Genomic DNA, 24,596 nt, shown 5'->3' with positions numbered 1-24,596 from the left:
GGTGCCGTCACGACCGGTCACGGGGTTCGGGCGGTGCGGCGCCGGGGACGTCGAGTTCGACGAGAACGCCGGACCGGCCCTCGCCGAACCACTTCGGGCAGCTCGTCACGGCCTCCAGCGAGCGCGTCCCCGGCACCGGTTCGCGGGTCAGGGAGCCGGGGGCGAGGACCGCGTACTCCTGGTGCACCAGGTGGATCGCGCGGACCCGCCCGGTGGTCTCGGGCCACTCGCCGCCGTGCCGCTCGACCGTCAGCAGGCCGACCCTGCGGATCGGCTCCGCGGGTTCCGCGCCTGACTCGTCCACCGCGTCGGCGTTCAGCGCGGCCGTGAGCCCGGGACCTGCGGGCGGACCCGTCCGCAGCGTCCTGAGCACGCCGCCGTACTCGTCCCGTACCGCCTCGACGGACCCCACGAGCCTGCTCAGCTCGCGCTCCCAGTCGCCCGCGAGCACGTCGTCCGCGTCCATGAGCAGCAGCGGCCAGCTCACCTCGTCCCCCACCGAGAACGGCGTACCGCAGCACTCCATCTGCCAGTCCTCGTAGTACACGTACCAACGCCCCATGCCCCCACCTTCCCCGGAACTCCCGACCCACCGCGAGACGTTTTCGCAGTGCGCCCGGTACGGTCGGGCAGTCCCAGCCCATACGTACCAGCCCAGGGAGCCCCATGACCACCGCCGCCTCCCGGCGCAGTGACCGGAGGATCAGCCCCGTCTTCATCGGGATCGTGGCCGTCACGGCGGTCACCGGCTGGGCCGCGTGGACCGGGTTCGCCGCGCAGCCGGGGATCGCCGTCTTCCTGTTCGTGACGGCGGCGTGGATCGTCTCGCTCTGTCTGCACGAGTACGCGCACGCGCGCACCGCCCTGCACAGCGGTGACATCTCGATCGGCGCGAAGGGCTATCTGACGCTCAACCCGCTGAAGTACACGCACGCCCTGCTGAGCATCGTCCTGCCGGTGATCTTCGTGATCATGGGCGGGATCGGTCTGCCCGGCGGCGCGGTGTTCATCGAGCGGCAGCGCATCCAGGGCCGCTGGAAGCACAGCCTGATCTCGGCGGCGGGCCCGCTCACGAACGTGCTGTTCGCCGCCGTGTGCACCGCGCCGTTCTGGCTGCACGCCCTCGACGGGGTGCCGAGGGACTTCCAGTACGCGCTGGCGTTCCTCGCGCTGCTCCAGGTCACGGCGGCGATCCTGAACTTCCTGCCGGTGCCGGGCCTGGACGGCTACGGGGTGATCGAGCCCTGGCTGTCGTACGACATCCGCCGCCAGGTGGAGCCGTTCGCGCCCTTCGGACTGCTCGCCGTGTTCGCGATCCTGTGGATCCCGTCGGTGAACGGGGTGTTCTTCGACGCGATCGACGCGATCCTGAACGGTCTCGGGATCGACGACATCCACCGCTACTGCGGCCAGGAGCTGTACCGCTTCTGGCAGGGCGACAACGAGTTCTGCTCGGTCAGCTTGTGACGGACCCGCGCCCGCCGCGGCCCCGCCGCGCGTAGTACCAGGTCATGTTCGACGACAGTCCCGCCATCAGCACCCACACGATCCCCAGCCAGCTGCCCTGGACGAAGGAGACGACGGCCGCGGCGACCGACAGGACGCAGACGACGAGGGCGTAGAGGGCGAGGCGGGGCATGGGGCGGGCTCCTGTCGGGGGGACACTGCTTTCCCTCAGTGTCCCCCATGCCCTCGCGCGGCCTATACGTCGGTGACGCGCAGACCGGCGTGCGCCTTGTAGCGGCGGTTGACGGAGATCAGGTTGGCGACCAGGGACTCGACCTGGTGGGCGTTGCGCAGCCGCCCGGCGAAGATGCCGCGCATGCCGGGGATGCGGCCGGCCAGCGCCTGGACGATCTCGACGTCGGCGCGCTCCTCGCCGAGGACCATGACGTCGGTGTCGATCTCGGCGATCTCCGGGTCCTGGAGCAGTACCGCGGACAGGTGGTGGAAGGCGGCGGTGACCCGTGAGTCCGGCAGCAGGGCGGCGGCCTGCTCGGCGGCGCTGCCCTCCTCCGGCTTCAGCGCGTACGCGCCCTGCTTGTCGAAGCCGAGCGGATTGACGCAGTCGACGACGAGCTTGCCCGCCAGTTCCCCGCGCAGGGACTCGAGGGTCTTGCCGTGGCCGTCCCAGGGCACGGCGACGATCACGATGTCGCTGCGGCGCGCGGTCTCGGCGTTGTCGGCACCCTCGACACCGTGGCCGAGCTCGTCCGCGGCGGCCTGGGCGCGGTCCGTGGCGCGCGAGCCGATGATCACCTTCTGGCCGGCCCTGGCGAGGCGGTAGGCGAGGCCCTTGCCCTGGGGGCCGGTGCCGCCGAGCACGCCGACGACGAGCCCCGAGACGTCGGGAAGGTCCCAGGGGTCCTTGGCGGGAGCCTTCTGTGCACTGTCAGTAGAGGTCATGGGGTGACTTTACGTGCGTACCCCCGGGCGGTTCAGGTTCACGTGAGGGCCGTCACCGGGATGCGACGGAAGGTGATCGTCTCGTAGGCGCCGAAGTCACCCGTCTCGTAGAGCAGGCCGACGGTGTCCTGGTCGACGCGTACGAGATCGGAGTACGCGGCGGGCAGGCCGTCGAGCGGGTGGGCGGTGCGCCAGGTGGTGCCGCCGTCCGCACTGGCGCGGACGGTCATCAGGGCGCGGAAGGCGGGGTCGGCGGGCCCGGAGTACAGGAGCAGATCGGGGTCGCGGAGCTGGAGGACGCTGCCCTGGACGACGGGGGTGGTGAGCCCGGCCTGCGGGCGGAACGGCTTGACCAGGGTCTTCCCGCCGTCCTTCGAGTACGCGTCGGCACGGTTGCCGGGGGACGGGGAGTCGTTGCGGGTGTTGAAGTAGACCCGCCCGTCGGGGAGTTCGGTGGCCGTCGTCTCGTTCACGTTGATGTAGCCGTTGGTGTTCTCGTCGAGGTAGCCGAGGTACCAGCTCGCGCCGCGGTCGTCGCTGAGCAGGCAGTGCCCGCTGTTGTACTTGGCCTCCGTGCCGTTGTCCGTGCCGGTGGGCGGGACGGTGTGGTTGCCGGGTACGACGACGCGGCCGGTGGTGAGCTGGAGGGCGTGCCCGGGTGTGGTGGCGTACCAACGCCAGTTCGCCTTGCGCACCTGTCCGGTGATCTCACGCGGGCCCGACCAGGTCAGTCCGTCGTCGTCGCTGTGCTGGACCCATACGCGCCGCCCGTCGGCGGCCTTCACCTTGCCGCGCAGGATGGCGTCCTCGCTCGCGCCGGCCGCGCTGCGGACATGGACGAGGAGGACCCGGCCGGTGTCGAGGACGACGGGGGCCGGGTTGCCCGCGAGGTTGTCGCCGTTCTTCGCGACGGCCTGGAGCGGGCCCCAGGTGCGGCCGCCGTCGCCCGACCGCTTCAGCACGATGTCGATGTTGCCGTGGTCGTGCGCGGAGTCGACCCGGCCCTCGCAGAAGGCGAGCAGGGTTCCCACGCCGGTCGCGACGACTGCCGGGATCCGGTAACTGGCATAGCCTTCGCGGCCGCCGCGGAACGGTGTACTGGCTTCTGTCATCGGGGCTCCTCGAGGGCACCGTGGACTTTTGGTGACCGGCGACTGCCCAACTTGGGCGAATTCGTGGTGAACTCCGCGTCACGAGTGGCCGGTTGCGGCAGGATGCGTGCGTATGGATGCCGTACGGGTCGCGTTGCTGCGCGAAGTACTTGCCGGGACCGAGTGGTTGGGCGCCACCCGGCGCTTCGCGGGGACCCTGCGGGGTTCCGTGGTGTCGCACGGGGGCGGCCTGCTGCTCGTGGGCACGGCGGACTACGAGCCGTGGCATCTGGCGGCGCATCTGGTGGACGAGGCCGCCTGGTCGGGGACGCCGGAGCTGTCGCCGACGCTGGTGCGGCACGGGGCGCGGGCCTCGGATCCGGCGCACCTCGCGGTGGGCCTGGGCCGGATCGAGGCGGCGCGGCGCGGCGAGACCCTGCTCGTGGTGTCTCCGTCCGCGCCCCAGGCGCCGCTCCTGGAGCGCATCCACGACGCCCGGCGGGCGGGGGCGACGGTCCTCGCCCTCGACTCCGGCGACCGTGAACTCGGGGCGATGGCCCATGAGTCCCTCTCCGTACCGCCCGGTCCCGAGCTCGACCTCGACACGGTCCAGCATCTCGTCAGTGCCGCGGCGGGCGAGAACGCGCTGCCGGGTCCCCGCGGGCACCGGCGGCTGCGCGACCGGTTGTCCCGGCTGGCCGACCATCTGACGGCACCGCCGCCGGCACGCTGGTAGCGGACGCCGCGCCCGGCTCAGGGCGGTCCGGACGCGCTGCCGGCCCTGTGCCTGCCGAAGCTGATGGCGTACGACGTACGCACCGACGAACACGCCGAACGCCGGCGCGCCCACCGCGCCGAAACCGCCGAGAGCGCCTCCGAAACCGCCGAGACCGCGCCCGCCCCCTGACCTAGGGCTTGTCCTCCTCGGCGTCCGGCTCGTTCACGTCGTGCCACTTGGGGTCCGTCTCCCACTCCAGGTTGCGCTCCTGCGCCGTCTGCATCGCGTGCTCCGCCTCCTCGCGGCTCGCGTAGGGGCCGAAGCGGTCCTTCGCGGGGCACTCGGGGCCCTCTTCGACCTTCCGGTGGACCAGGCAGTAGTACCACTCGCCGGGCTTTCCGACCGTCCGCTTCTTGAACAGGGCCATGAGCGGCTCCTTTCGCCAGGATCATGGTGCCCCATGCTCACTGGTTAAACTCGCTGGCATGTCTGGCCAGTCGCTGCTCGTACCAGGGGAGCTCTCCCCCACCCGTCCCGTACCCGGAAACATCCGGCGCCCCGAGTACGTCGGCAAGCCCGCGCCGACGCCGTACACGGGCCCGGAGGTGCAGACGCCCGAGACGGTCGAGGCGATGCGCGTCGCCGGGCGGATCGCCGCACAGGCGATGGCCGAGGCCGCGAAGCTGATCGCCCCCGGCGTCACCACGGACGAACTGGACCGGGTCGCCCACGCGTACATGTGCGACCACGGGGCCTACCCGTCGACGCTCGGCTACCGCGGGTACCCCAAGTCGCTGTGCACCTCGGTCAACGAGGTCATCTGCCACGGCATCCCCGACTCCACCGTGCTGCGGGACGGCGACATCGTCAACCTCGACGTGACGGCGTACATCGGCGGCGTCCACGGCGACAACAACGCGACCTACCTGGTGGGGGACGTCGACGAGGAGTCGCGGCTGCTCGTCGAGCGGACCCGGGAGTCGCTGAACCGCGCCATCAAGGCGGTCAAGCCCGGCCGGCAGATCAACATCATCGGGCGCGTCATCGAGTCGTACGCCAAACGGTTCGGGTACGGCGTCGTGCGGGACTTCACCGGGCACGGGATCAATTCGTCGTTCCACTCCGGGCTGATCGTCCCGCACTACGACAGCCCGCACGCGACGACCGTCATCCAGCCCGGGATGACCTTCACCATCGAGCCCATGCTCACGCTCGGCACGCACGACTACGACATGTGGGACGACGGCTGGACGGTCGTGACCAAGGACCGCAAGCGTACGGCCCAGTTCGAGCACACGCTGGTGGTGACGGACAGCGGGGCGGACATCCTGACGCTGCCGTAGTCCCGCCCGCCGCGCGAAAGCCCGCTCCCTTCGGGGGGCGGGCTTTTCCTGTGGGCTTGATCGGAATCGGGGGTACGATTTTACCGACGGGATGTCGGGAACCCGTTGACTTAGGTAAGCCTAACCATAGAAAATCCGAGTGGCTCTCGTCCCCTCTTCGGCACCGGAGATCCCATGACCGCGTTCTCGACGCTCATTCGCACCGCCTCGCACGAGCAGCACGTGGAGGCGGAGACCTCGACGTTCATGAGCGATCTGCTCGGCGGCAGGCTGGGCGTGGAGGCGTACGCGCGCTACACCGAGCAGCTGTGGTTCGTGTACCGGGCGCTGGAGGAGAGCGCGGAGCGCCTGGCGGAGGACCCGGTGGCGGGGCCCTTCATCCAGCCCGAGCTGATGCGGGTGCCTTCGCTGGAGCGGGACCTCGCGCATCTGCGGGGCGCGGACTGGCGGAGCGGGCTCACGGCGCTGCCCGCGACGCGGGAGTACGCGCGGCGGGTGACGGAGTGCGCGCTCACCTGGCCCGGCGGCTACCTCGCCCACCACTACACGCGCTACCTGGGCGACCTCTCCGGTGGCCAGATCATCCGCGACAAGGCGGAGAAGACGTGGGGCTTCGCCAGGAAGGGCGACGGGGTCAGGTTCTACGTCTTCGAGCAGATCGCCAACCCGGCCGCGTTCAAGCGGGGTTACCGCGAACTGCTGGACGGGATCCGGGCGGACGACCTGGAGAAGCAGCGGATCGTGGCGGAGTGCAAGCGGGCGTTCGCGCTGAACACCGGGGTCTTCCGCGCCCTGGGCGAGGAGTTCCCACTGAGCGCCTGACCTGGCCGGCGCCTGACCTGCCCAGCGCCCGACCCGGTCGGCACCTGACCTGCCCGGCGCCCGATGCGGAGGTCGCGTCCTAGCGCTCCAGCAGGACGCGGCCGCCCACCTCCACCCACCCCGCCGGCTGCGGTGCCGTGAGGATCTGTGAGCCCCGGCCCTGGATGATGTTGAGCGCGCGGCCCAGGCGGTCCGTCAGGAGCAGGGCCGCCGCGCCCGTCGCCTCGTCCTCCTCGATGCCGTCGTCGCGGCCGGGGAAGGCACGGGCGCGGACACGGCCCGCGGCCTCGTCCTCCCAGGCCCAGGCGTAGACCCACTCGCCGGGCGGAGGCACCGGCAGCGCGTCGACCTCGGCGGCCGTCGCGTACTGGCGCAGCGTGCGCGGCGGCGCCCACTCCGGCCGTGCCTCGATCCAGCTGAACTCGCCGTCCAGGCGGGTGCCCACCACTCCGGCGGGCGTGACGAGTTCGGGCACGTCGAGCAGCCAGGCCGTGCCGACGCAGGGGTGTCCGGCGAACGGCAGCCGCAGGGTGGGCGTGTAGATGTCGATGACCCCGCGCTCGGGGTCGTCGACGAACACCGTCTCGCTGAAGCCGAGTTTGGCGGCGAGGGCCTGGCGGTCCGCGCACTCCGGCAGCACCGAGCCCTCGCGTACGACACCGAGTTCGTTGCCGTATCCGCCGCCGGGGCCGCAGAAGACACGCAGTACGTCGTAGTCAGTCACTCCGGCATTCAAACATCACCCGCGCCGCGAGCTCGTCCCAGGCCGCGGGGCCGCCGGGGAGGGGCCAGGAGCGGGTGGGGGCGTGTTCGTACGGCAGCCACGCCATGACGTCGCCGTACGCGCGCTCCATGGTGGCCCGCTGCCGGTCCGCCCAGGGGCGGGGGCGGTCCGCCAGGTCGGCCACCCGCCGCTCATGACTCGCGGTCACCTCGTCCGCCGTCCGCCGCCAGGCCTCGTCGTCCGGGGCGCGGGACAGCACGAGGCACACCGGGTCCCGACCCTCCGCCAGGGCCGCCACCGCCCGGTCGTGTCCGTCGAGGAGCAGCCAGCCGTCGAATGACGACACCCACCACAGGAGGACCGGCGCCAACGTGCCGTCGCGTGCGTGCTTGCGGTACGCCCGCACGCGCGGCGCGTCCGGCGGCGAGAGGCGGCGCAGCGGTACGACGCCCTGCCAGCCGCCCCCGCACCAGTCGAGGTGGATGCCGGGCCAGCCCCGGGCGAAGTCGTGGTGCCAGACGTACGGCGGAAACGAGCGCGCCTCGCTCAGCAGCCAGCGGGAGTCGTGGAGCGGGCCGTGCGCGGAGTCCTCCAGCCATCGCGCGTACTGGTCGAGCAGGCCGCGGCCCGGGTCCCGCGTCAGCGCCGAGCGGAGGGGCGGCAGGGGCGAGCGGTAGCCGTCGAGGCGGTGCACGAACAGGCCTTCGCGGGGCGGCTCCACGCGCCCCAGCAGAACGGGACGCTCCCCCTGGCGCAGCAGCATCCGGCCGTCCGCCGCCTCGAAGCGCAACGGTGGCGGACCGGGGCGGCCCCTGATGTCCAGGACCAGACCGCCGGGCGGCCGCTCTTCCCTGCGTGCCCTTGCCATCCCTTCCCTGCGTGCCCTTGTCATGGGGACAGCCCTCGCGGAGACAGTCGTCATGGGGACAGTCTCAAGGGGCGGGCCGGTACCCGTCGAGGGCGGCGCCGGGCAAGGGCGCACGCCGGTGATGCGGTGGTCGCGGTGGGGCACGGTCCGGGGCTCGCCGTCGTCCGCGCGCACCGGGTCGCGATTCGGTGCGCCGGGCATGCCGCGGCCGGGGGTCCGTCGGCCGCGGTCTTCGGTGAGCGGCTCCTCGCGGCGGTCCACCGACTTTCTTGACTCCCGCTTGACCTTCCCATGGGGTCTGTTTTAAGCCGACGTGATCAAGCCGTTCCTGTACACCGTCTATGAGAGCTGAATCACCGGACGACTGGGTATCAGTGAGGGAAGCCTCAGATAAGTTAGGCCAGCCTCACCATGCCGCGCGGGTGTCCGTGCGGTTTTTGTCCGTCGTTCTCTTGGAGCCTTCATGCGAGCCGTCCGACTCTCAGTCGTCACCGCCGCCGCCACCGCGGCCGCTCTGACCGCCGTCACGGGCTGCACGGAGAAGAGCACCGCCTCGGGCAGCGACGCGATCCAGGTGACCGCCGCCGACTCCAAGTGCGAGACCTCCACCAAGTCGGTACCGGCCGGCCAGGTCACGCTGAAGATCGAGAACAAGGGCTCCAAGGCCACCGAGGTCGAGATCGTCTTCCCGGACGACCGGATCGTCTCCGAGAAGGAGAACATCGGCCCGGGCACCAAGTACACGCTGACCGCCGAGGTGAAGGCGGGCTCGTACGAGATCGCCTGCCGCCCCGGCATGAAGGGCCACGGCGTCCGCCAGAAGCTCACCGTCACCGGCGGCAAGGTCGCCAAGCGGGACCCGCGCCTGGACAAGGCGGTCGCCGCCTACCGCGAGTACGCGCAGGAGCAGGCCGACGAGACGCTGCCCAAGGCCGAGGCGTTCGCCAAGGCCGTCAAGGCGGGCGACATCGAGGCCGCGAAGAAGGAGTTCGCGACCTCGCGCCTGGGCTGGGAGCGCACCGAGCCCGTCGCGGAGTCCTTCGGTGACATCGACCCGAAGGTCGACGTCCGCGAGGACGGCCTGGAGGACGGTCAGGATCCGGCCACGGACTGGACCGGCTGGCACCGGCTGGAGAAGTCCCTCTGGCAGGACAAGAAGATCGGCGACCGTGAGAAGAAGCTCGCCGACCAGCTGGTGACCGACCTGACCGACTGGCAGAAGCGCGTCGGCAAGGCCGAGATCACCCCCTCCTCGATGGCCAACGGCGCCAAGGAACTCCTCGACGAGGTGGCCACCGGCAAGGTCACCGGCGAGGAGGACCGCTACTCGCACACCGACCTGAGCGACTTCAAGGGCAACGTCGAGGGCGCGCAGAAGGCGTATGAGCTGCTGAAGCCGGTCGCCAAGGAGAACGACGCGGCCCTGGCGACGGAGCTCGACAAGCAGTTCACGGCGCTGAACACGCTGCTCGACAAGTACCGCACGGACAAGACCTCCTACGACTTCACCTCGTACGACAAGGTCGGCAAGGCCGACCGCAAGGAGCTCTCGGACGCGGTCAACGCGCTCGCCGAGCCCCTGTCCAAGCTTGCCGCCGCGGTCGTGAAGTGAGCGAGGCCCCCATGACGGACACCACGAACACCACCGAAACCACCGCAGAGGACGCGGGCGCCCCTGCCCCGTCCCGGCGTTCACTGATCGGCTGGGGCGGCGCGGGCCTCGCGCTCGGCGCCGCCGCGGCCGGCGGTGCGGTGGCCATGGCCCGCACCGGCAACGACGTGGACCCGACCGCCGCCGAGACGGGCGCCGCGATCGGTTTCCACGGCGCGCACCAGGCCGGCATCGCCACGCCGGTGCAGGACCGGCTGCACTTCGCCGCGTTCGACGTGAAGACCGACGACCGCGCCGCGTTCGTCCAGCTGCTGAAGGACTGGACGCGGGCCGCGGCCCGGATGACCGCCGGGCACGCGGTCGGCGAGGGCGCGTACGGCGGCCTGGCCGAGGCGCCGCCGGACGACACCGGTGAGGCACTGGGCCTCAAGCCGTCGCGGCTGACGCTGACGATCGGCTTCGGTCCTTCCCTGTTCGAGAAGTTCGGGCTGGCGGACCAGCGCCCCGAGGCCCTGGTCGACCTGCCGAAGTTCCCGGGCGACAACCTGGAGAAGACCCGCAGCGACGGCGACCTGTGCATCCAGGCCTGCGCGGACGACCCGCAGGTCGCGGTGCACGCGATCCGCAACCTCGCCCGCATCGGCTTCGGCAAGGTCGCCATCCGCTGGTCCCAGCTGGGCTTCGGCAAGACCTCGTCCACGACGCCGGACGCGCAGACCCCGCGCAACCTGATGGGCTTCAAGGACGGCACCCGCAACATCGCGGGCACCGAGACGGACCGGCTGAAGAAGTTCGTGTGGGTGGGCGAGGACGACGGTCCCCACTGGATGACCGGTGGCTCGTATCTCGTGGCGCGCCGTATCCGCATGAACATCGAGACCTGGGACCGCACTTCGCTCCAGGAGCAGGAGGACGTCTTCGGCCGGGACAAGGGCGAGGGCGCGCCGGTCGGCAAGGCCAAGGAGCGCGACAAGCCGTTCCTGAAGGCGATGAAGCCCGACGCGCACGTACGGCTCGCGCACCCCGACTCCAACGACGGGGCCACGCTCCTGCGCCGCGGCTACTCCTTCACGGACGGCACGGACGGCCTCGGCCGCCTGGACGCGGGGCTGTTCTTCCTCGCGTACCAGCGTGACGTCCGCAAGGGCTTCATCCCGGTGCAGCGCAGCCTGTCGCGCACCGACGCGCTCAACGAGTACATCCAGCATGTGGGTTCGGCGGTCTTCGCCGTCCCGCCCGGCGTCCGCGACAAGGACGACTGGTGGGGCCGCGCGCTGTTCTCCAAGGAGGCGTAGCCGGTGCTTTCCAACTATCTGATCGGCCTGCGCGAGGGGCTCGAGGCCAGCCTCGTCGTCTGCATCCTCATCGCGTACCTGGTCAAGACGGGCCGCCGGGACGCCCTGCGGCCGATCTGGATCGGTATCGCCGTCGCCGTCACCGTCGCCCTCGGCTTCGGGTGCGTCCTCGAATTCGGCTCCCAGGAAATGACGTTCAAGGCCCAGGAGATGCTCGGCGGCTCGCTGTCGATCGTCGCCGTGGGCCTGGTGACCTGGATGGTCTTCTGGATGCGGCGCACCGCCCGGCACCTGAAGTCCGAACTGCACGGCAAGCTCGACGCGGCGCTGGCGATGGGCACGGGGGCGCTGGTCGCGACCGCGTTCCTGGCGGTGGGCCGGGAGGGCCTGGAGACCGCCCTGTTCGTCTGGGCGTCGGTGCACGCGGCGAGCGACGGCACCCCGCGCCCGCTGATCGGCGTCGCCCTGGGCCTGGCCACCGCGGTCCTCCTCGGCTGGCTCTTCTACCGCGGCGCCCTGAGGATCAACCTCGCCAAGTTCTTCACCTGGACCGGCGGCATGCTCGTCGTGGTCGCCGCGGGCGTGCTCGCGTACGGCGTCCACGACCTCCAGGAGGCCGACCTGGTCCCGGGTCTGACGAACCTGGCCTTCGACATCAGCGCCACCATCCCCCCGGACAGCTGGTACGGCACCCTCCTGAAGGGCGTCCTCAACTTCCAGCCGGACCCGACGGTCATCCAGGTCACGGTGTGGCTGGTGTACCTGATCCCGACCCTCGCGATCTTCCTCGCGCCGTCGGGCCTCCTCTCCCGGAAGGGGAACGGGAAGGGGGAGGCGCAGTCGCCTCCCGCGGTCCGCGAGGAAGTGTGACGGCCGGCGAGGTCACGGTGTGAGCGCGGTAGTTGAACCCGGCGTCCGCGCGTTTCCCCGCCCCGGTAGGGTTCGCCTCCGGGAAGGGGAAGGTGAAGTACCTGATGAGCAGGGATCGCGGGGCTCGCGGGCTTCGTAAGTACGGCCGGTTCGCCCTGGCGACCGGCGCGGCGACCGCTTTGTCCTTGACGGCGAGCGGGTGCGTGGTGGTGCACGGCGAGCGGGAGGTCCTCCCGGCGGCGAAGAAGAGCGAGGCCACGCGTGCCCTCGCCGGCTTCCTCACCGCGTACAACAAGGCACAGAAGGCAAACGACCGTTCGCTGGACGCGGGCCGGGTGACCGGTGCCCTCGCCGACATCGACGGAGCGAAGCTCGAGGCCGGCCACAAGACCGCCCCGGCCGGGAACACGGACTACACGCCGCTCAAGCTGACCGACGCGAAGTTCGCCATTCCCGCGAAGGCGGGCTGGCCGCGCTGGTTCGTCGCCGACACCGCCTCCAACCGCGACAAGAACCGCTGGGTTCTGGTCTTCACTCGCGGCAGCGCGAACGACGTGTGGCAGGTGTCGTATCTGACGGCCCTCGCGCCCGCCGACGTGCCGCGGTTCAAGAAGGACAAGGACGGCTGGGCCGAGCCCGTCACGGCGGACGACGCGGCGCTCGCCGTACGCCCCCAGAAGCTCGGTGCGGCCTACGCGACGTATCTGAAGAGCGGCGGCGACACGTTCGCGGACGGCCGGTTCACCTCCGGGCTGCGGGCGGGGCGCAAGAAGAACGCGAGCAAGCCGGGGCTGGCGCGCCAGTACATGGACGAGCCGCTGAACTCCGGCGACCACGCCCCGCTGGGGCTGCGCACCACGGACGGCGGGGCGCTGGTCTTCTTCGTCACGCACCACTACGAGAAGCAGACGGCCGCGCAGGGCGTGAACATCACGGTCAACGACCCGAACATCAAGGCCCTGATGACGGGTGACCCCAAGCAGTCCCTGACCATGGAGTTCGTCTCGAACCAGGCGGTACTGGACCCGGCGAAGGGCTCCGGCGACCAACGGGTGACGTTCCTGAGCAAGGTGGCGGGACTGACGGCGGCGAAGGGCGAGTAGCCGGCCGCCGCCGCCCGCTCCTCGCGGCTAGCCCTGGTGCGGCCAGGCGGCGAGCCGGTCGGTGTCGGCTCCCGCGTAGCGGGCGCACGCGTCCGTGAGGACTTCGAGGAGGGTCAGCGGGTCGGGCAGGGGGTGCTCGGGCCCTCGTACCCAGTCGACCGTCAGATCACCGGGCAGCTGGGCGGGCGGTACGAGGACGTACGAGCCCCGGCAGTGCCAGCGCAGGCCCGGATGCTCGTCCATCGTCTCGGGGTGGCAGTCCAGCTCGCAGGGCCACCACTCGTCCTCGTCCTCCGGCGTACCGCGCGTCAGCGTGAAGAAGAGCAGCCGTCCGTCGCCCGTCGCGGCGACCGGGCCGACCTCGATGCCGGAGGCGAGCAGCCGCTCCAGGGCCTCGTCGCCCGCCTCGCGCGGCAGGTCGAGCACGTCGTGCACCATGCCCGTGGCGGTGATGAAGTTGGCCTGCGGCTGGTGCCTGGCCCAGCGCTCGATCTGGGCGCGGTCGGTCGTGGACTGCGTCTGCCAGGCGAAGGAGACGGGGTGCCGGGCGGGCGTGGGACAGCCGACCCGGTCGCAGGAACAGCGGTAGCCGGCCGGATGCGCGGCCGGCGCGAGCGGCAGCCCGGCGTCGGCAGCGGCGAGCAGCAGGGCCTCACGGCCACCGGCGTTGTCGGCGGCCTCCTTCGGGCGGCGTCCACGCAGCCACTGGGAGATCCTGCCCTGCCCGCTCGTGCGGCGGCCGAACTCTGCGCTCATGTATCCCCTCGCCTCACTGTGGTGCGGACAGCGTGCCTCGCGGCCCACCGTCCCCCTATGGTCCCACCATCCTGCGCCCCAGGTGACCGGAGCTCTCATCCGGGGTGGCGGGGGCGATGCCGCCCACGTCCCGGGTCGAGTGTCATTGCGCCCTTTCACGGCATTTACCCCCCTACCGTGATCGGCATGGTCACATGGATCACGCTCACGGGTGTCGGGCTCGCGGGTCTCGCCGGTCTCACTCCGCCGGCCCTCACCGGACACGGCGGCGGCCCCGCCCCGCTGGAGTGGGGCACCGGCCCGCTGACGGTGGCCTCCCTGCCCCGCGTCGTCCAGGTCGCCCATCGCGGCGGCGCCCGCGAGGTGCCGGAGAACAGCATGGCGGGCCTGACGGCGGCGTACGCGCGCGGTACGGCGCAGGTGCTCGACCTCGACACCCGCATGCTGGGCGACGGGACCCTGGTGGTGCTGCACGACGCGACCCTCGACCGCACCACGGACACCCACGGCCCGGTGCGGGAACTGCGGCTCGCCGACTGGCGGAAGGTGCGGGTGCGCCCCGAGGGCAGGGTTCCCGGGACCTGGCGGGCGGAGCGGCCGCCGACGGTCGCCGAGGTGCTGGATCGTTTCGGCGGGCGGGTGGTGCTGATGCTGGAGGCCAAGGACCCGCAGAGCCTCGGCGCACTGGCCGGGCTGATCCGCGGCCGCGGTCTGGCGCGGTCGGTGTTCGTGAACTCCAACCGGCCGGAGGTGGCCCGGCGCGCCCACGGTCTCGGCCTGGTCACCCAGCTGTGGCGCTCGGCGGAGCAGCTGCGCACCGACCGGCCCGCGCGCTGGGCGTCGTACGTGGATCTGCTCGACGTCGACCACAAGGCGCGGGACGCCGATCTCGTACGGGCCGTACGGTCCGGGATCCCCCGGGTGTGGGCGCACACGGTGGTGACGCCCGCCCAGCGCGACCGGGTGCTCGCGCTGGGCTGCAACGGCGTCGTCACGGACGCGCCGGGGCGGCTGGCCCGCCACCCGGTGAAGCGCCCGAAGGGGTTCAGGACGGCCGGCGCGGAGCCAGGCCGTTGAGGGCGTAGTCGACGAGGGTGTCCGTGTAGGCGTGGGTGATCGGGCCGGTGCGCTGGAGCCAGCGCTGGGCGAGCGGGGAGACGAAGAGTTCGAGCGCGATGCGCGGGTCGACGTCGGGGCGTACGTCGCCGTGCTCCTGTGCGGAGCGCAGCCGCCGCACGTACAGCTGGAGCTGGGGTTCGAGGAGCTTGGTCACGAACTCGGCGCCGACCTGTTCGTCGACCACGCCCTCGGCGGCCAGCGCCCGGGCGGGGATGTCGAACTTGGGATCGAGGAGTTCATCGACGGTGGCCCGCAGGACGAGCTTGAGGTCGGCCGCGAGGTCGCCGGTGTCCGGGATGCCGTTCTCCCCCTGGCCGCCCTCCTGGCCGCCCTCCTCCGGGCCGGGCCGGGCCGCGGCCTCGGCGGCCTGGGCGCTCAGGTCCGTGAACGCCTCCAGGAGCACCTCCGCCTTAGACGACCACCAGCGGTAGATGGTCTGCTTGCCGACGCCGGCACGGGCGGCGATGCCCTCGATCGTGGTCCTCGGGTAGCCGACCTCGCCGACGAGGGCGAGGGCGGCGTCGTAGATCGCGCGACGGGACCTCGTACTGCGGCGGGTGGAGTCGGGGACGGCTTTCTTGACCATGGGCCGAACCTACCAGGGCGACAAGACGGGGCGTCTCGCATGCGCGGCTCTCCGCGGGTGCCCGCCTCGTGCGCGCTCCCGCGGGCGGCCTCCCCGGCGCCGCCTCAGGTGGAGGTGTCCTCCGGGGGCGGCCAGCCGTCGCCCCACTCCGCGTCCCGGGCGGCCTTGTACAGCGGCCCATGACGTTTCGTCACCGTCTCGCGGTGGAGGGACTCGTCCGGGCCGCACAGATCGAGGAGCACCTGGCCCTTGCGGATCTGCGGCTTGCGTACGACCCGGGTGGGCGCCGGTGCGACCGGGAAGCGGGCGGCCGCGACATAGCTGAACTTCTCGTCCTCGTAGGGCAGGGAGCCGCCCTTGACCTGGCGGTGCAGGGAGGAGCGGCTGACCCGGGCGGAGAAGTGGCACCAGTCCTCGCCGGGGACGATGGGGCAGGCGGCGCTGTGCGGGCAGGGCGCGGCGATACGGAAGCCGGCGGCGATCAGGCGCTCACGGGCGTCGATGACGCGGGTGTAGCCGTCCGGCGTGCCGGGCTCGATGATCACGACGGCCTGGGCGGCGGCCGCGGCGGCGTCCACGACCACGGTGCGGTCGGCCTCGGTCAGCTCGCCGAGGACGTAGGAGATGGTGACGAGATCGGTGCTCTCGACGGTGAGCGCCGCTCCGATACGAGAGCGCTGCCACTCGGCGGACTTCAGCGCCGGGTTCGCGGCGGCGATCTCACGGCCCAGCGCGAGCGCGGGCTCGGCCCAGTCGAGGACCGTGACCGGGCGCTCGCCGTCCCAGGTCGCACTCACGGCCCAGGTCGCCGCGCCGGTACCGCCACCGATGTCCACATGGCTCGCCGGGGTCCACTGCGGCACCGCGTCCGCGAACGCGTCCAGTGCCGCGCACACCGCCTCGAACGTCGCGGGCATCCGGTACGCGGCGTACGCGGCCACGTCGGAACGGTCCCGCAGCACCGGCGCGTGCGTCGGGGTCCGCCCCCGGTAGTTGGCGATCAGCCGGTCCACCGCCTGGGCGGCCTGCTTCGGCGGCAGCCCGGCGAGCAGCCCGGCGAGGGCGGAGCGCAGCGTGTCGGTTGCGGAGGCGGGGGCGTTCACCTCGCGATTCTCTCAGGTCCCGCGCACGGCTCGGGCCAGCCGTGTGCCCGCCGCCGCCCGCGGCCCGCTGTCCGCCGGCCGGCGTCGCGGATGCACCGTGTTGGCCAGCAGCACCAGGAACGTGTCCGTCGCCGGGTCGAGGACCAGCGACGTCCCGGTGAAGCCCGTGTGCCCCACCGCGCCCCGGCACGCCAGCGCGCCCATGAACCACGGCTGGTCGATGGCGAAGCCCAGGCCCGGCGGCGCGAGCATCAGCTCGACGAAGTCCGGGCCGAGGATGCGGGCGGGGCCGTACGAGCCGCCCGCGAGGAGGGTGCGGCAGAAGACCGCCAGATCGCGGGCCGTGGCGAACAGGCCCGCGTGGCCGGCCACTCCGCCGAGCGCCCAGGCGTTCTCGTCGTGGACCACGCCCCGCAGCATCCCGCGGTCCGCCTTCGCCCACGGCCGCCGCTGGTCCTCCGTCGCCGCCGCCCCCGGGCACGGCCCGAAGCCCGTCGCGGTCATCCCCAGCGGGCGGGTGATGCCGTCGCGCACGAGGACGTCGAGCGAGCGGCCGGTGATGCGCTCCAGGACGTACTGGAGGAGGAGCATGTTGAGGTCCGAGTAGCGATACGTCCCCGGCTCCGACGTCGGCGGTTCGGCGTGCAGCAGCGCGAGGCGCGCCGCGTCCGAGGGGCAGTCGTAGAGCGGGAGTTCGGGCCGCAGCCCGGAGGTGTGGGTGAGCAGCTGCCGTACGGTGATGCCGTGCTGGGCGGCCGCGCGGAACTCCGGCAGGTACGCCGCCACCCGCGCGTCGATGCCGAGCGTGCCGCGCTCCAGCTGCTGCATCGCGGCGACCGCGGTGAACAGCTTGGTGAGCGAGGCCAGGTCGAAGGGCGTGTGCACGGTCATCGGCACCCGTGCCGCGGGCGGCAGTTCGACGCCCGCGTCCTTCTTCTCGTCGTACGCCGCATAGCGCACCGCCCACCCCGCCGCCTCCTCCACGGCGATCACCGGACCGCGTCCGGCGACCACCACGGCGCCCGCCGCCCAGGGGCGCTCGCCCTCGGTGAGGCCGCGCACGTCGTGGACGAGCCGGGTCAGTTCCCGCGGGTCGAGGCCGGCTCGCTCCGGGGTGTCGATGCGCAGTCTCGGTGCGCTCAGCTGTCCTCCCCCACGCTCTCGGCCGCGCTCGGGCCGGGGGTCCCCCCACCCTGCTCGCTCGCACGCCTCTTCCAGGGACGGCACAGTGCCATGAAGCAGGCGACGGCCACCAGTGCCGAGGCCAGTTGGACGACGGCCATCGGGACGGCGGTGTGCTCGCCCGCGATGCCGACGAGCGGCGAGGCGACCGCGCCGATGAGGAAGGAGCAGGTGCCGAGCAGGGCGGACGCGGAGCCGGCCGCGTGCCGGGTGCGCATCAGGGCGAGGGCCTGGGTGTTGGGCAGGGCCAGGCCCATCGCCGACATCAGGACGAACAGCGCGGCGGCGACCGGGGCGAGCCCGACGTGGCCGAAGACACCGGTGGACATCAGGAGCAGGGCGGTCGCGGCGAGCGTGATGACGCCGAGGCCGACCGCGAGGACACGGTCGAGACCGACCCGGCCGACCAGGACCTTGCCGTTGATCTGACCGGCGATCACCAGACCGACGGAGTTGAGGCCGAACAGGAGGCTGAAGGTCTGCGGGGAGGCGCCGTAGATCTCCTGGATCACGAAGGGCGAGGCGGAGATGTACGCGAACAGCGCGGCGAAGGCGAAGCCGCCGGCGAGCATGTAGCCGGTGAAGGCGGCGTCGGCGAGCAGCGTACGCATGGAGCGCAGGGCCTCGCCGACGCCCCCGTCGTGGCGTTCGGCGGGGTCGAGGGTCTCGGGGAGCCTGGTCCACACGAGCGCGGTGAGCGCGATGCCGACGACGGTGAGGACGACGAAGACGCCCCGCCAGTCCGTGACGCGCAGGATCTGGCCGCCGATGAGGGGAGCGACGATCGGGGCGACCCCGGAGATCAGCATGAGGGTGGAGAAGAACCGGGCCATCGCCACGCCGTCGTACAGGTCGCGCACCACGGCCCGCGCGATCACGATCCCGGCGGCGCCCGCGAGGCCCTGCGCGAGCCGGAAGGCGACGAGCAGTTCGACGTTCGGCGCGATCGCGCACAGCGCGGTGGCCACGATGTAGACGACGAGCCCGGTGAGCAGCGGCCGCCGGCGTCCCCACTTGTCGCTCATCGGCCCGACGACGAGCTGCCCGAACGCCATGCCCGCCAGGCACGCGGTGAGGGTGAGCTGCACGGTCGCGGCCGGGGCGTGCAGCGACCTGGTGACCTCCGGCAGCGACGGCAGGTACATGTCCATGGCCAGCGGCGGCGTGGCGGTGAGCCCGCCGAGCACGAACGTGACGAGGAGACCGGTACGGCGCAGGGCCGCGCCGCGCGCCGTACCGGACGGCTGCCGCGGGGGCCGCGGCGCCTTCGGGGACGGTGTGTGCGCGGGCTGCCGGGCCCGCGGGGACGGTACGGGCGCCGGGGCGGCGACCGCCGTGTTCGGTATGTCCCCCGCCGGGCCTTCCTGGCCGGGCGTGGTACGGCCCCGCTCGGGCATCTGCCCCTCCCTTTTCGTTCGGTCCGCGACCTATGCTCTCAGCTCGTACGGGGTGGCAGGGGTGCGAACCGAGGGGTGGACATGTCCAGCGAACGTGTGCGGTGGGGGATTCTGGCCACCGGAGGGATCGCGGCGGCGTTCGCGGCGGATCTGGTGGATCTGCCGGACGCGGAGGTCGTGGCGGTGGCCTCGCGCAGCGAGGAGTCGGCGAAGACGTTCGCCGAACGGTTCGGGATACCCCGGGCGTACGGCGAGTGGGGCGCCCTCGCCGAGGACGAGGACGTCGATGTCGTGTACGTGGCCACCCCGCACTCGGCGCACCGGGCCGCCGCCGGGCTGTGCCTGGAGGCCGGGCGCGGTGTGCTGTGCGAGAAGGCGTTCACGCTGAACGCGCGCGAGGCGGAGGAACTGGTCGCGCTCGCGCGGCGGCACGACGGCTTCCTGATGGAGGCCATGTGGATGTACTGCAATCCGCTGGTGCGGCGGTTGAAGGCGCTGGTGGACGACGGGGTGATCGGTGAAGTGCGCACCGTTCAGGCGGACTTCGGCCTCGCGGGCCCCTTCCCGCCGTCGCACCGGCTCCGCGACCCCGCGCAGGGCGGCGGAGCGCTGCTCGATCTGGGCGTCTATCCGGTCTCGTTCGCGCAGTTGCTGCTGGGGGAGCCCTCGGACGTCGCGGCGAGAGCGGTGCTCTCGGAGGAGGGCGTCGACCTCCAGACGGGAGCGCTGCTCTCCTGGGAGAGCGGCGCTCTCGCTTCGGTGCACTGCTCCATCAGCGGTGGTACGCCCGTCTCCGCCTCGGTCACCGGTTCCGCGGGCCGGATCGACATCCCGCACGGCTTCTTCTTCCCGGACCGCTTCGTCCTGCACCGGGACGGCCGCGACCCCGAGGAGTTCACGGCCGACCCGGCGGCCGGCCCCCGCAACAGCCTCAAGCACGAGGCGGCGGAGGTGATGCGTGCCCTGCGTGCGGGCGAGACCGAGTCGCCGCTCGTCCCCCTGGACGGCACGCTCGCGGTGATGCGGACGCTGGACGCGATACGGGAACGGGTCGGGGTGCGTTATCCCGGCGAGGGGCGCTGAACGAACGTTCGTAAGCTGTCCCGGAGCCGGGCCGGCGGGGCGGTCCGCAGGACGAACGTTCGTAAGCTATCCCGGGGTCACCCCGGCAAGGCAGCCGACAAGACGAACGTTCGTAAGCCAAAGCCGACCCGTCGCCACCCGCCCCCTCACACCGGCTTCAACCCCTGCTCCCCCACCTCGGTCACGAACGACGCGGCCGTCGTGAGCGGCGCTCCCTGCGTCGTCACGGCGGACACCGTCTTGAAGTCGGCCCGCGCCGCCTCCCGGCCCAGCTCGACCGTCACATAACCCCGCCGCCCGTTGTAGAACTTCAGATGCGGGTTGGCGGTCATGTACGTGTTCCAGTTCGCCGGCTTCTCGGCGCCGTCCTTGCCGCTGGAGACCGACGTCGCCACGATCTCCGTGCCGAGCGTCGCCGACGACGGGTCGTCGAAGTCGTCCTTGATGTCGAAGGCGTACCCGACGTGGACGTCACCGGTGAGCACCATCAGGTTCTCGACGCCGGCCGACTGCGCCCCGGCGAGGACCCGTTCGCGCGAGGCCCGGTAGCCGTCCCAGGCGTCCATGGACACCTTGGCGGCGGCGTTCAGGTCCAGCTTGCGCTGCGAGAAGGTGACCTGCTGCGGTACGACGTTCCACAGCGCCCGCGAGTCGCGCCAGCCGTCGATCAGCCAGCGCTCCTGCGTCGCGCCGGTGATGGTGCGCGCCGGGTCGTCCGACTCCGGGCCGGGGACGTGCGCTCCGTCGCCGTACGCCTGGTTGGAGCGGTACTGGCGCGTGTCGAGGATGTCGAACTGGGCCAGTCGGCCCCAGCCCAGACGCCGGTACATCCGGGCGTCCGGTCCGTCCGGCAGCTGGGGGCGGCGCAGCGGCTGGTTCTCCCAGTACGCGCGGTAGGCGGCGGCACGGCGCAGCAGGAACTCCTCGGGCGGGTCCTCGTTCTCGTCGATGTCGCCGGCGTAGTTGTTCTCGGTCTCGTGGTCGTCCCAGGTGACGACGAAGGGGTGCGCGGCGTGGGCGGCCCGCAGGTCCGGGTCGGACTTGTAGAGGGCGTACCGCAGCCGGTAGTCCTCCAGCGTCGTGGTCTCGTGGTTGAAGAGGTCGGGCAGGACGCGGTCGGTGTACTTCCGGGCGCCGCCGGCCGAGTTGACCGCGTACTCGTACAGGTAGTCGCCGAGGTGGAAGACGACGTCGACGTCGTCCTCGGCGAGATGCCCGTACGGGGTGAAGTAGCCGTCGTGGTAGGCCTGGCAGGAGACGGCGGCGAACCTGAGGCCGGCGACCCGGTCGCGGGTGGCGGGCGCGGTGCGGGTGCGGCCGGTCTCACTGACCCAGCCGCCGGCCCGGAAGCGGTAGTAGAGGACCCGGTCGGGGTCGAGGTGGCCGACCTCCACGTGGACGGCGTGGTCGAACTCGGGGTGTGCCGTCGCGGTCCCGCGTCTGACGATCCGGCGGAACCTGGCGTCGTGGGCCAGTTCCCAGCGCACGGCGACGCGTTCCGGGGGCAGGCCGCCGTCGGCCTGGTAGGGCGCCGGGGCGAGCCGCGTCCACAGGAGTACCGAGTCGGGCAGCGGGTCGCCGGAGGCCACGCCGAGGGTGAACGGGTCGTCGGTGAGCTTCGCCGCGTCGAACTCGGCGGCGCCGGCCACGCCCGCGCCGGGCAGGTTGACGGCGAAGGCGAGCGCGGCGGCCGCGCCGGTGACGGTGAGGAAACGGCGGCGCCCGAGGTGACGGGCGGCGGCGCGGAGTTCGGGGGCGTGCTGAGACGGATGCTGGTGGCCTGCGGGTGTCATCTGGCCCTCCCCTGACGGTTGTTGTACAAGGCATTGGAGTGGCCAGGGTCAACGATCTCCTGTCGCGTACACAACAGTCGGGTGTCGGACAGATGAGTTCCGTATGCCGGACCGCCCGGCCTGCGTACGCACAGCCCCTCCCGCCCCTCCCGTACGCTGCGGGCCCATGAATGCCATGCAGACGAAGATCGCGGTGGTGACCGGGGCGGGGTCCGGAATCGGCCGTGCCGTGGCGGCGGAACTGCTGCGCACCGGCTGGTCGGTGGCGCTCGCGGGCCGTCGGCCGGACGCCCTGGCGGACACGGCGGCGCTGGTGCCCGAGGGCGACTCCCTGGCCGTACGCACCGACGTCTCGCGGCCGGACGACGTGGCGGCGCTGTTCGCGGCCGTGCGGGAGCGGTTCGGCCGGCTGGACCTGCTCTTCAACAACGCGGGTACGTTCGGCCCGGGCGGGGTGCCGGTCGAGGAGCTGTCGTACGACGCCTGGCGCCATGTCGTGGACACGAACCTCAACGGCGCGTTCCTGTGCGCGCAGGCGGCGTACCGGCACATGAAGGAGCAGGACCCGCAGGGCGGCCGGATCATCAACAACGGCTCGATCTCGGCGCACACGCCCCGGCCGCAGTCGGTCGCGTACACGGCGACCAAGCACGCGCTGACGGGCCTGACCAAGTCACTGTCCCTGGACGGGCGTCCGTACCGGATCGCGGTCGGTCAGATCGACATCGGCAACGCGGCGACCGACATGACCGAGCGGATGCGGAGCGGAGTTCTCCAGGCGAACGGGGAGTTGGCGGCCGAGCCCGTCATGGACGTGGCCGATGTGGCGCGCACGGTGCGACACATGGCCGAACTGCCACTGGAGGCGAATGTGCAGTTCGCGACCGTGCTGGCGACTGCGATGCCGTACGCGGGCCGCGGCTGATCCACTTGGCGCAGGCGAATCTACACAAGCGGAATGCGAACATCCGGACCGTTGTGGCATGTGACGGGCTTATGCTCAAACCCTCCTTCACCAGAACTTCACATATGGAGCAGAGGGCTTCCGCCGGCCGCACGGTCCACACCGAGGGGGGAAGGCGGCAGTCGCTCCGTGGCACCGGGTGGGGGCGGACCTTGCGTGGGACCGCGAGGTGAGCACCGGGCCACGGGGCGGCTGCCGCGAACTTCGGCACCAGGCCCCCCGGGGGCTGCCGGTGAGCGTCAGCGCCGGGCCCGGCCGTTCGTCTCCCCCGCCCCCGGCTCCTTCTCCGCCGCCGCCTTCGCTTTCCCTTCCCCCTTCGCGTTCCCCTTCGCCTTCGCCCTCGTCTTCGTCCTCGTCTCCGCGCCGGCTTCCGTCCTGCGCCGGCGGGTGCGCAGGGCGACCGCCCCGCCCGCCAGCAGCGCCACCGCTCCCCCGGCCCCGGCGACCAGCCCCCACGACGAGTGCCCGCCGGCCGTGGACGCCCGCGCCCCGGCCGCCGGCTTGGCCGCCGCGGCGCTCGGGGTCGCCGTCGCGGTGGCCCCGCCCTCACTGATCGGATCGACCAGCGTGCCCACGGGCTTGGCACTCGCCGCGTGTGCGAAGCCCCAGTCGAGGAGCTTGGCGGTCTCCTCGTAGACGCCGTTGCCGCCGGACTTCGGATGCATCACGGTCACCAGCAGCGTGCGGCCGCCGCGGGTGGCGGCGCCGGTGAAGGTGTTGCCCGCGTGGCTGGTGTAACCGTTCTTGACGCCGATCAGACCGTCGTACGTCTCCATGCCCCACGCGCCGGTCAGCAGGCGGTCCGTGTTCTGGATCTGGAAGGTCTTCTTCCGGCCGGCCGGGAAGTCGGCGGTCCGCGTGGCGCAGTAGTCGCGGAAGTCGGCGTCGGCGAGACCGTGCCGGGCGAAGAGCGTCAGGTCGTACGCCGACGACAGCTGCCCCTTGTGGTCGAAGCCGTCCGGGCTCACCACATGGGTGTCCAGGGCCTGCAGATCCTCCGCCTTGGCCTGCATCTGGGCGACCGTCTCGGCGACACCGCCGTTCATGTGACTGAGCACGTGCACCGCGTCGTTGCCGGAACGCAGGAAGACGCCGAGCCACAACTGCTCGACGGTGTACGTCGTTCCGGCCTGGACGCCGACGAGGCTGGAGCCCGCCGGGATGCCGACCAGGTCGTCCGCGGTCACCGTGTGCCGCTCGGCGCGCTCGAACTTCTTCAGCACCGTGTCCGCGAACAGCATCTTCAGCGTGGACGCGGGCGCGAGCCGCCGGTGCGCGTTGTACGCCGCGAGCACCTCGCCGCTCTCGTGGTCGGCGACCAGCCAGGCGCGGGCGGTCAGCTTCTTGGGCAGGCCCGAGGCGCCGCTCACCTGGACACCGGAGCGGCCGAGCCGTTCACCGCCGATCACGGTTGCGGCGGACGCGGACGCGGGGGCGGCGGCGGCCAGGGGCGCGGCCGCGGCGAGGCCGAGGACGGCCCGACGGGAGAGGCGGGAGGAGTCACGCATTCGGGGACCGTACAAAGTGAGTCCGTGGCGTCCCACAGCGGGGTGACAAAGGCATGGCAAAGGCGGGGTCATGACGGAGTCACCGCGGGCGCGAAGAGGCGCGCGGAGGGCCCCGGGAGAGGCCGGGAGAGGCCGGGAGAAACGGGTCCGCCCCGTGCGCCGCTCCACCGTCCCACCGGACAACGCGCACCGGGCGAACCCGTCCTTTCTCTTCACCAAGGAGCCATTCAACTGGGGATTCCTGGCAATACGC

General features: G+C 72.0%; 25 protein-coding genes. 11 read left to right on the top strand and 14 right to left on the bottom strand.

Going from position 1 to position 24,596, the window contains the following annotated elements; genetic code table 11:
* Positions 1-7 precede the first annotated feature (7 nt).
* Complete coding sequence (locus tag SAVERM_RS30610; RefSeq protein ID WP_010987340.1) at positions 8-562, bottom strand: DUF6578 domain-containing protein; 555 nt, start codon at positions 560-562, stop codon at positions 8-10.
* A gap of 104 nt (positions 563-666) precedes the next feature.
* Between SAVERM_RS30610 and SAVERM_RS30605 the strand changes: the two genes are divergently transcribed.
* Positions 667-1,467, top strand: coding sequence for a site-2 protease family protein (locus SAVERM_RS30605; RefSeq protein ID WP_010987339.1), 801 nt, complete (start codon positions 667-669; stop codon positions 1,465-1,467).
* On the opposite strand, the gene SAVERM_RS30600 is transcribed toward SAVERM_RS30605, so the two are convergent.
* The 3 genes from SAVERM_RS30600 to SAVERM_RS30590 form a co-directional block, all read right to left on the bottom strand.
* A complete protein-coding gene (locus SAVERM_RS30600; RefSeq protein ID WP_010987338.1) occupies positions 1,457-1,639 on the bottom strand; it encodes a hypothetical protein in 183 nt (60 codons plus the stop codon). The two genes, SAVERM_RS30605 and SAVERM_RS30600, sit on opposite strands and share 11 nt — an antisense overlap.
* A 62-nt stretch (positions 1,640-1,701) precedes the next feature.
* On the bottom strand, positions 1,702-2,406 hold the full coding sequence (gene npdG, locus SAVERM_RS30595) for an NADPH-dependent F420 reductase (protein ID WP_010987337.1): 705 nt from the start codon (positions 2,404-2,406) through the stop codon (positions 1,702-1,704).
* A gap of 38 nt (positions 2,407-2,444) precedes the next feature.
* On the bottom strand, positions 2,445-3,518 hold the full coding sequence (locus tag SAVERM_RS30590; protein ID WP_010987336.1) for a sialidase family protein: 1,074 nt from the start codon (positions 3,516-3,518) through the stop codon (positions 2,445-2,447).
* 112 nt (positions 3,519-3,630) lie between these two features.
* Between SAVERM_RS30590 and SAVERM_RS30585 the strand changes: the two genes are divergently transcribed.
* On the top strand, positions 3,631-4,233 hold the full coding sequence (locus SAVERM_RS30585; protein ID WP_037645622.1) for a hypothetical protein: 603 nt from the start codon (positions 3,631-3,633) through the stop codon (positions 4,231-4,233).
* 172 nt (positions 4,234-4,405) lie between these two features.
* On the opposite strand, the gene SAVERM_RS30580 is transcribed toward SAVERM_RS30585, so the two are convergent.
* Positions 4,406-4,642: a hypothetical protein gene (locus tag SAVERM_RS30580; protein WP_010987334.1), complete on the bottom strand. Its 237-nt coding sequence runs from the start codon at positions 4,640-4,642 to the stop codon at positions 4,406-4,408.
* Between the two features lie 58 nt (positions 4,643-4,700).
* Between SAVERM_RS30580 and map the strand changes: the two genes are divergently transcribed.
* Positions 4,701-5,558, top strand: coding sequence for a type I methionyl aminopeptidase (gene map / locus SAVERM_RS30575; RefSeq protein WP_010987333.1), 858 nt, complete (start codon positions 4,701-4,703; stop codon positions 5,556-5,558).
* A 174-nt stretch (positions 5,559-5,732) separates the two neighbouring features.
* A complete protein-coding gene (locus tag SAVERM_RS30570) occupies positions 5,733-6,380 on the top strand; it encodes a biliverdin-producing heme oxygenase (protein ID WP_010987332.1) in 648 nt (215 codons plus the stop codon).
* A 79-nt stretch (positions 6,381-6,459) separates the two neighbouring features.
* On the opposite strand, the gene SAVERM_RS30565 is transcribed toward SAVERM_RS30570, so the two are convergent.
* Entirely contained in the window at positions 6,460-7,104 is a 645-nt protein-coding gene (locus SAVERM_RS30565; protein ID WP_010987331.1) for a PhzF family phenazine biosynthesis protein, read from the bottom strand.
* Complete coding sequence (locus tag SAVERM_RS30560) at positions 7,097-7,972, bottom strand: hypothetical protein (RefSeq protein ID WP_010987330.1); 876 nt, start codon at positions 7,970-7,972, stop codon at positions 7,097-7,099. The genes SAVERM_RS30565 and SAVERM_RS30560 overlap by 8 nt, the downstream gene beginning before the upstream one ends.
* Before the next feature lie 463 nt (positions 7,973-8,435).
* On the opposite strand from SAVERM_RS30560, the gene efeO reads away from it, so the two are divergent.
* The 4 genes from efeO (at position 8,436) to SAVERM_RS30540 (ending at position 12,852) form a co-directional block, all read left to right on the top strand.
* Positions 8,436-9,584 (top strand): iron uptake system protein EfeO, encoded by a 1,149-nt coding sequence (gene efeO, locus SAVERM_RS30555; protein ID WP_010987328.1) that lies wholly within the window; start codon positions 8,436-8,438, stop codon positions 9,582-9,584.
* A gap of 11 nt (positions 9,585-9,595) precedes the next feature.
* Positions 9,596-10,879 (top strand): iron uptake transporter deferrochelatase/peroxidase subunit, encoded by a 1,284-nt coding sequence (gene efeB / locus SAVERM_RS30550; protein ID WP_037645619.1) that lies wholly within the window; start codon positions 9,596-9,598, stop codon positions 10,877-10,879.
* Between the two features lie 3 nt (positions 10,880-10,882).
* Positions 10,883-11,749, top strand: a complete 867-nt coding sequence (gene efeU, locus SAVERM_RS30545) for an iron uptake transporter permease EfeU (protein WP_010987326.1) — start codon at positions 10,883-10,885, stop codon at positions 11,747-11,749.
* A 104-nt stretch (positions 11,750-11,853) separates the two neighbouring features.
* On the top strand, positions 11,854-12,852 hold the full coding sequence (locus SAVERM_RS30540; RefSeq protein WP_037645811.1) for an SCO2278 family lipoprotein: 999 nt from the start codon (positions 11,854-11,856) through the stop codon (positions 12,850-12,852).
* Positions 12,853-12,879: 27 nt separating this feature from the next.
* Here the strand turns inward: SAVERM_RS30540 and SAVERM_RS30535 are convergent, their stop codons facing one another.
* Positions 12,880-13,608 (bottom strand): bifunctional DNA primase/polymerase, encoded by a 729-nt coding sequence (locus tag SAVERM_RS30535; RefSeq protein WP_010987324.1) that lies wholly within the window; start codon positions 13,606-13,608, stop codon positions 12,880-12,882.
* Between the two features lie 186 nt (positions 13,609-13,794).
* Here SAVERM_RS30535 and SAVERM_RS30530 point away from each other — a divergent pair, with 186 nt between their 5' ends.
* Positions 13,795-14,685 (top strand): glycerophosphodiester phosphodiesterase, encoded by an 891-nt coding sequence (locus SAVERM_RS30530; RefSeq protein ID WP_010987323.1) that lies wholly within the window; start codon positions 13,795-13,797, stop codon positions 14,683-14,685.
* Here SAVERM_RS30530 and SAVERM_RS30525 read toward each other — a convergent pair.
* The 4 genes from SAVERM_RS30525 to SAVERM_RS30510 all read right to left on the bottom strand — a co-directional run bounded on the left by SAVERM_RS30525 (position 14,654) and on the right by SAVERM_RS30510 (position 18,995).
* Positions 14,654-15,313 carry a TetR/AcrR family transcriptional regulator gene (locus SAVERM_RS30525; RefSeq protein WP_010987322.1) on the bottom strand — a complete coding sequence of 220 codons (660 nt, stop codon included), beginning with the start codon at positions 15,311-15,313 and terminating at the stop codon, positions 14,654-14,656. The two genes, SAVERM_RS30530 and SAVERM_RS30525, sit on opposite strands and share 32 nt — an antisense overlap.
* 104 nt (positions 15,314-15,417) lie before the next feature.
* Positions 15,418-16,416 (bottom strand): small ribosomal subunit Rsm22 family protein, encoded by a 999-nt coding sequence (locus tag SAVERM_RS30520; protein ID WP_010987321.1) that lies wholly within the window; start codon positions 16,414-16,416, stop codon positions 15,418-15,420.
* 12 nt (positions 16,417-16,428) lie between these two features.
* Complete coding sequence (locus SAVERM_RS30515) at positions 16,429-17,643, bottom strand: serine hydrolase domain-containing protein (protein WP_078234547.1); 1,215 nt, start codon at positions 17,641-17,643, stop codon at positions 16,429-16,431.
* Positions 17,556-18,995 carry a multidrug effflux MFS transporter gene (locus tag SAVERM_RS30510; RefSeq protein ID WP_010987319.1) on the bottom strand — a complete coding sequence of 480 codons (1,440 nt, stop codon included), beginning with the start codon at positions 18,993-18,995 and terminating at the stop codon, positions 17,556-17,558. Before SAVERM_RS30510 ends, SAVERM_RS30515 begins: the two co-directional genes overlap by 88 nt.
* Before the next feature lie 81 nt (positions 18,996-19,076).
* Here SAVERM_RS30510 and SAVERM_RS30505 point away from each other — a divergent pair, with 81 nt between their 5' ends.
* Positions 19,077-20,078 (top strand): Gfo/Idh/MocA family protein, encoded by a 1,002-nt coding sequence (locus tag SAVERM_RS30505; RefSeq protein ID WP_037645613.1) that lies wholly within the window; start codon positions 19,077-19,079, stop codon positions 20,076-20,078.
* A gap of 146 nt (positions 20,079-20,224) precedes the next feature.
* Here the strand turns inward: SAVERM_RS30505 and SAVERM_RS30500 are convergent, their stop codons facing one another.
* Entirely contained in the window at positions 20,225-21,871 is a 1,647-nt protein-coding gene (locus tag SAVERM_RS30500; protein ID WP_010987317.1) for an alkaline phosphatase D family protein, read from the bottom strand.
* A 166-nt stretch (positions 21,872-22,037) separates the two neighbouring features.
* On the opposite strand from SAVERM_RS30500, the gene SAVERM_RS30495 reads away from it, so the two are divergent.
* Positions 22,038-22,796 carry an SDR family oxidoreductase gene (locus SAVERM_RS30495; protein WP_037645611.1) on the top strand — a complete coding sequence of 253 codons (759 nt, stop codon included), beginning with the start codon at positions 22,038-22,040 and terminating at the stop codon, positions 22,794-22,796.
* Positions 22,797-23,074: 278 nt separating this feature from the next.
* Here SAVERM_RS30495 and SAVERM_RS30490 read toward each other — a convergent pair whose 3' ends face one another.
* The gene (locus SAVERM_RS30490) at positions 23,075-24,343 is read right to left on the bottom strand and encodes a D-alanyl-D-alanine carboxypeptidase family protein (RefSeq protein ID WP_107083250.1); all 1,269 of its coding nucleotides are present in this window, start codon (positions 24,341-24,343) and stop codon (positions 23,075-23,077) included.
* Positions 24,344-24,596: the final 253 nt, after the last annotated feature.

It is taken from the genome of Streptomyces avermitilis MA-4680 = NBRC 14893, from assembly GCF_000009765.2.
Classification (GTDB): domain Bacteria; phylum Actinomycetota; class Actinomycetes; order Streptomycetales; family Streptomycetaceae; genus Streptomyces; species Streptomyces avermitilis.
The sequence above is the reverse complement of the archived record's forward strand: the minus strand, read 5'-3'. Positions and strand labels throughout refer to the sequence as shown.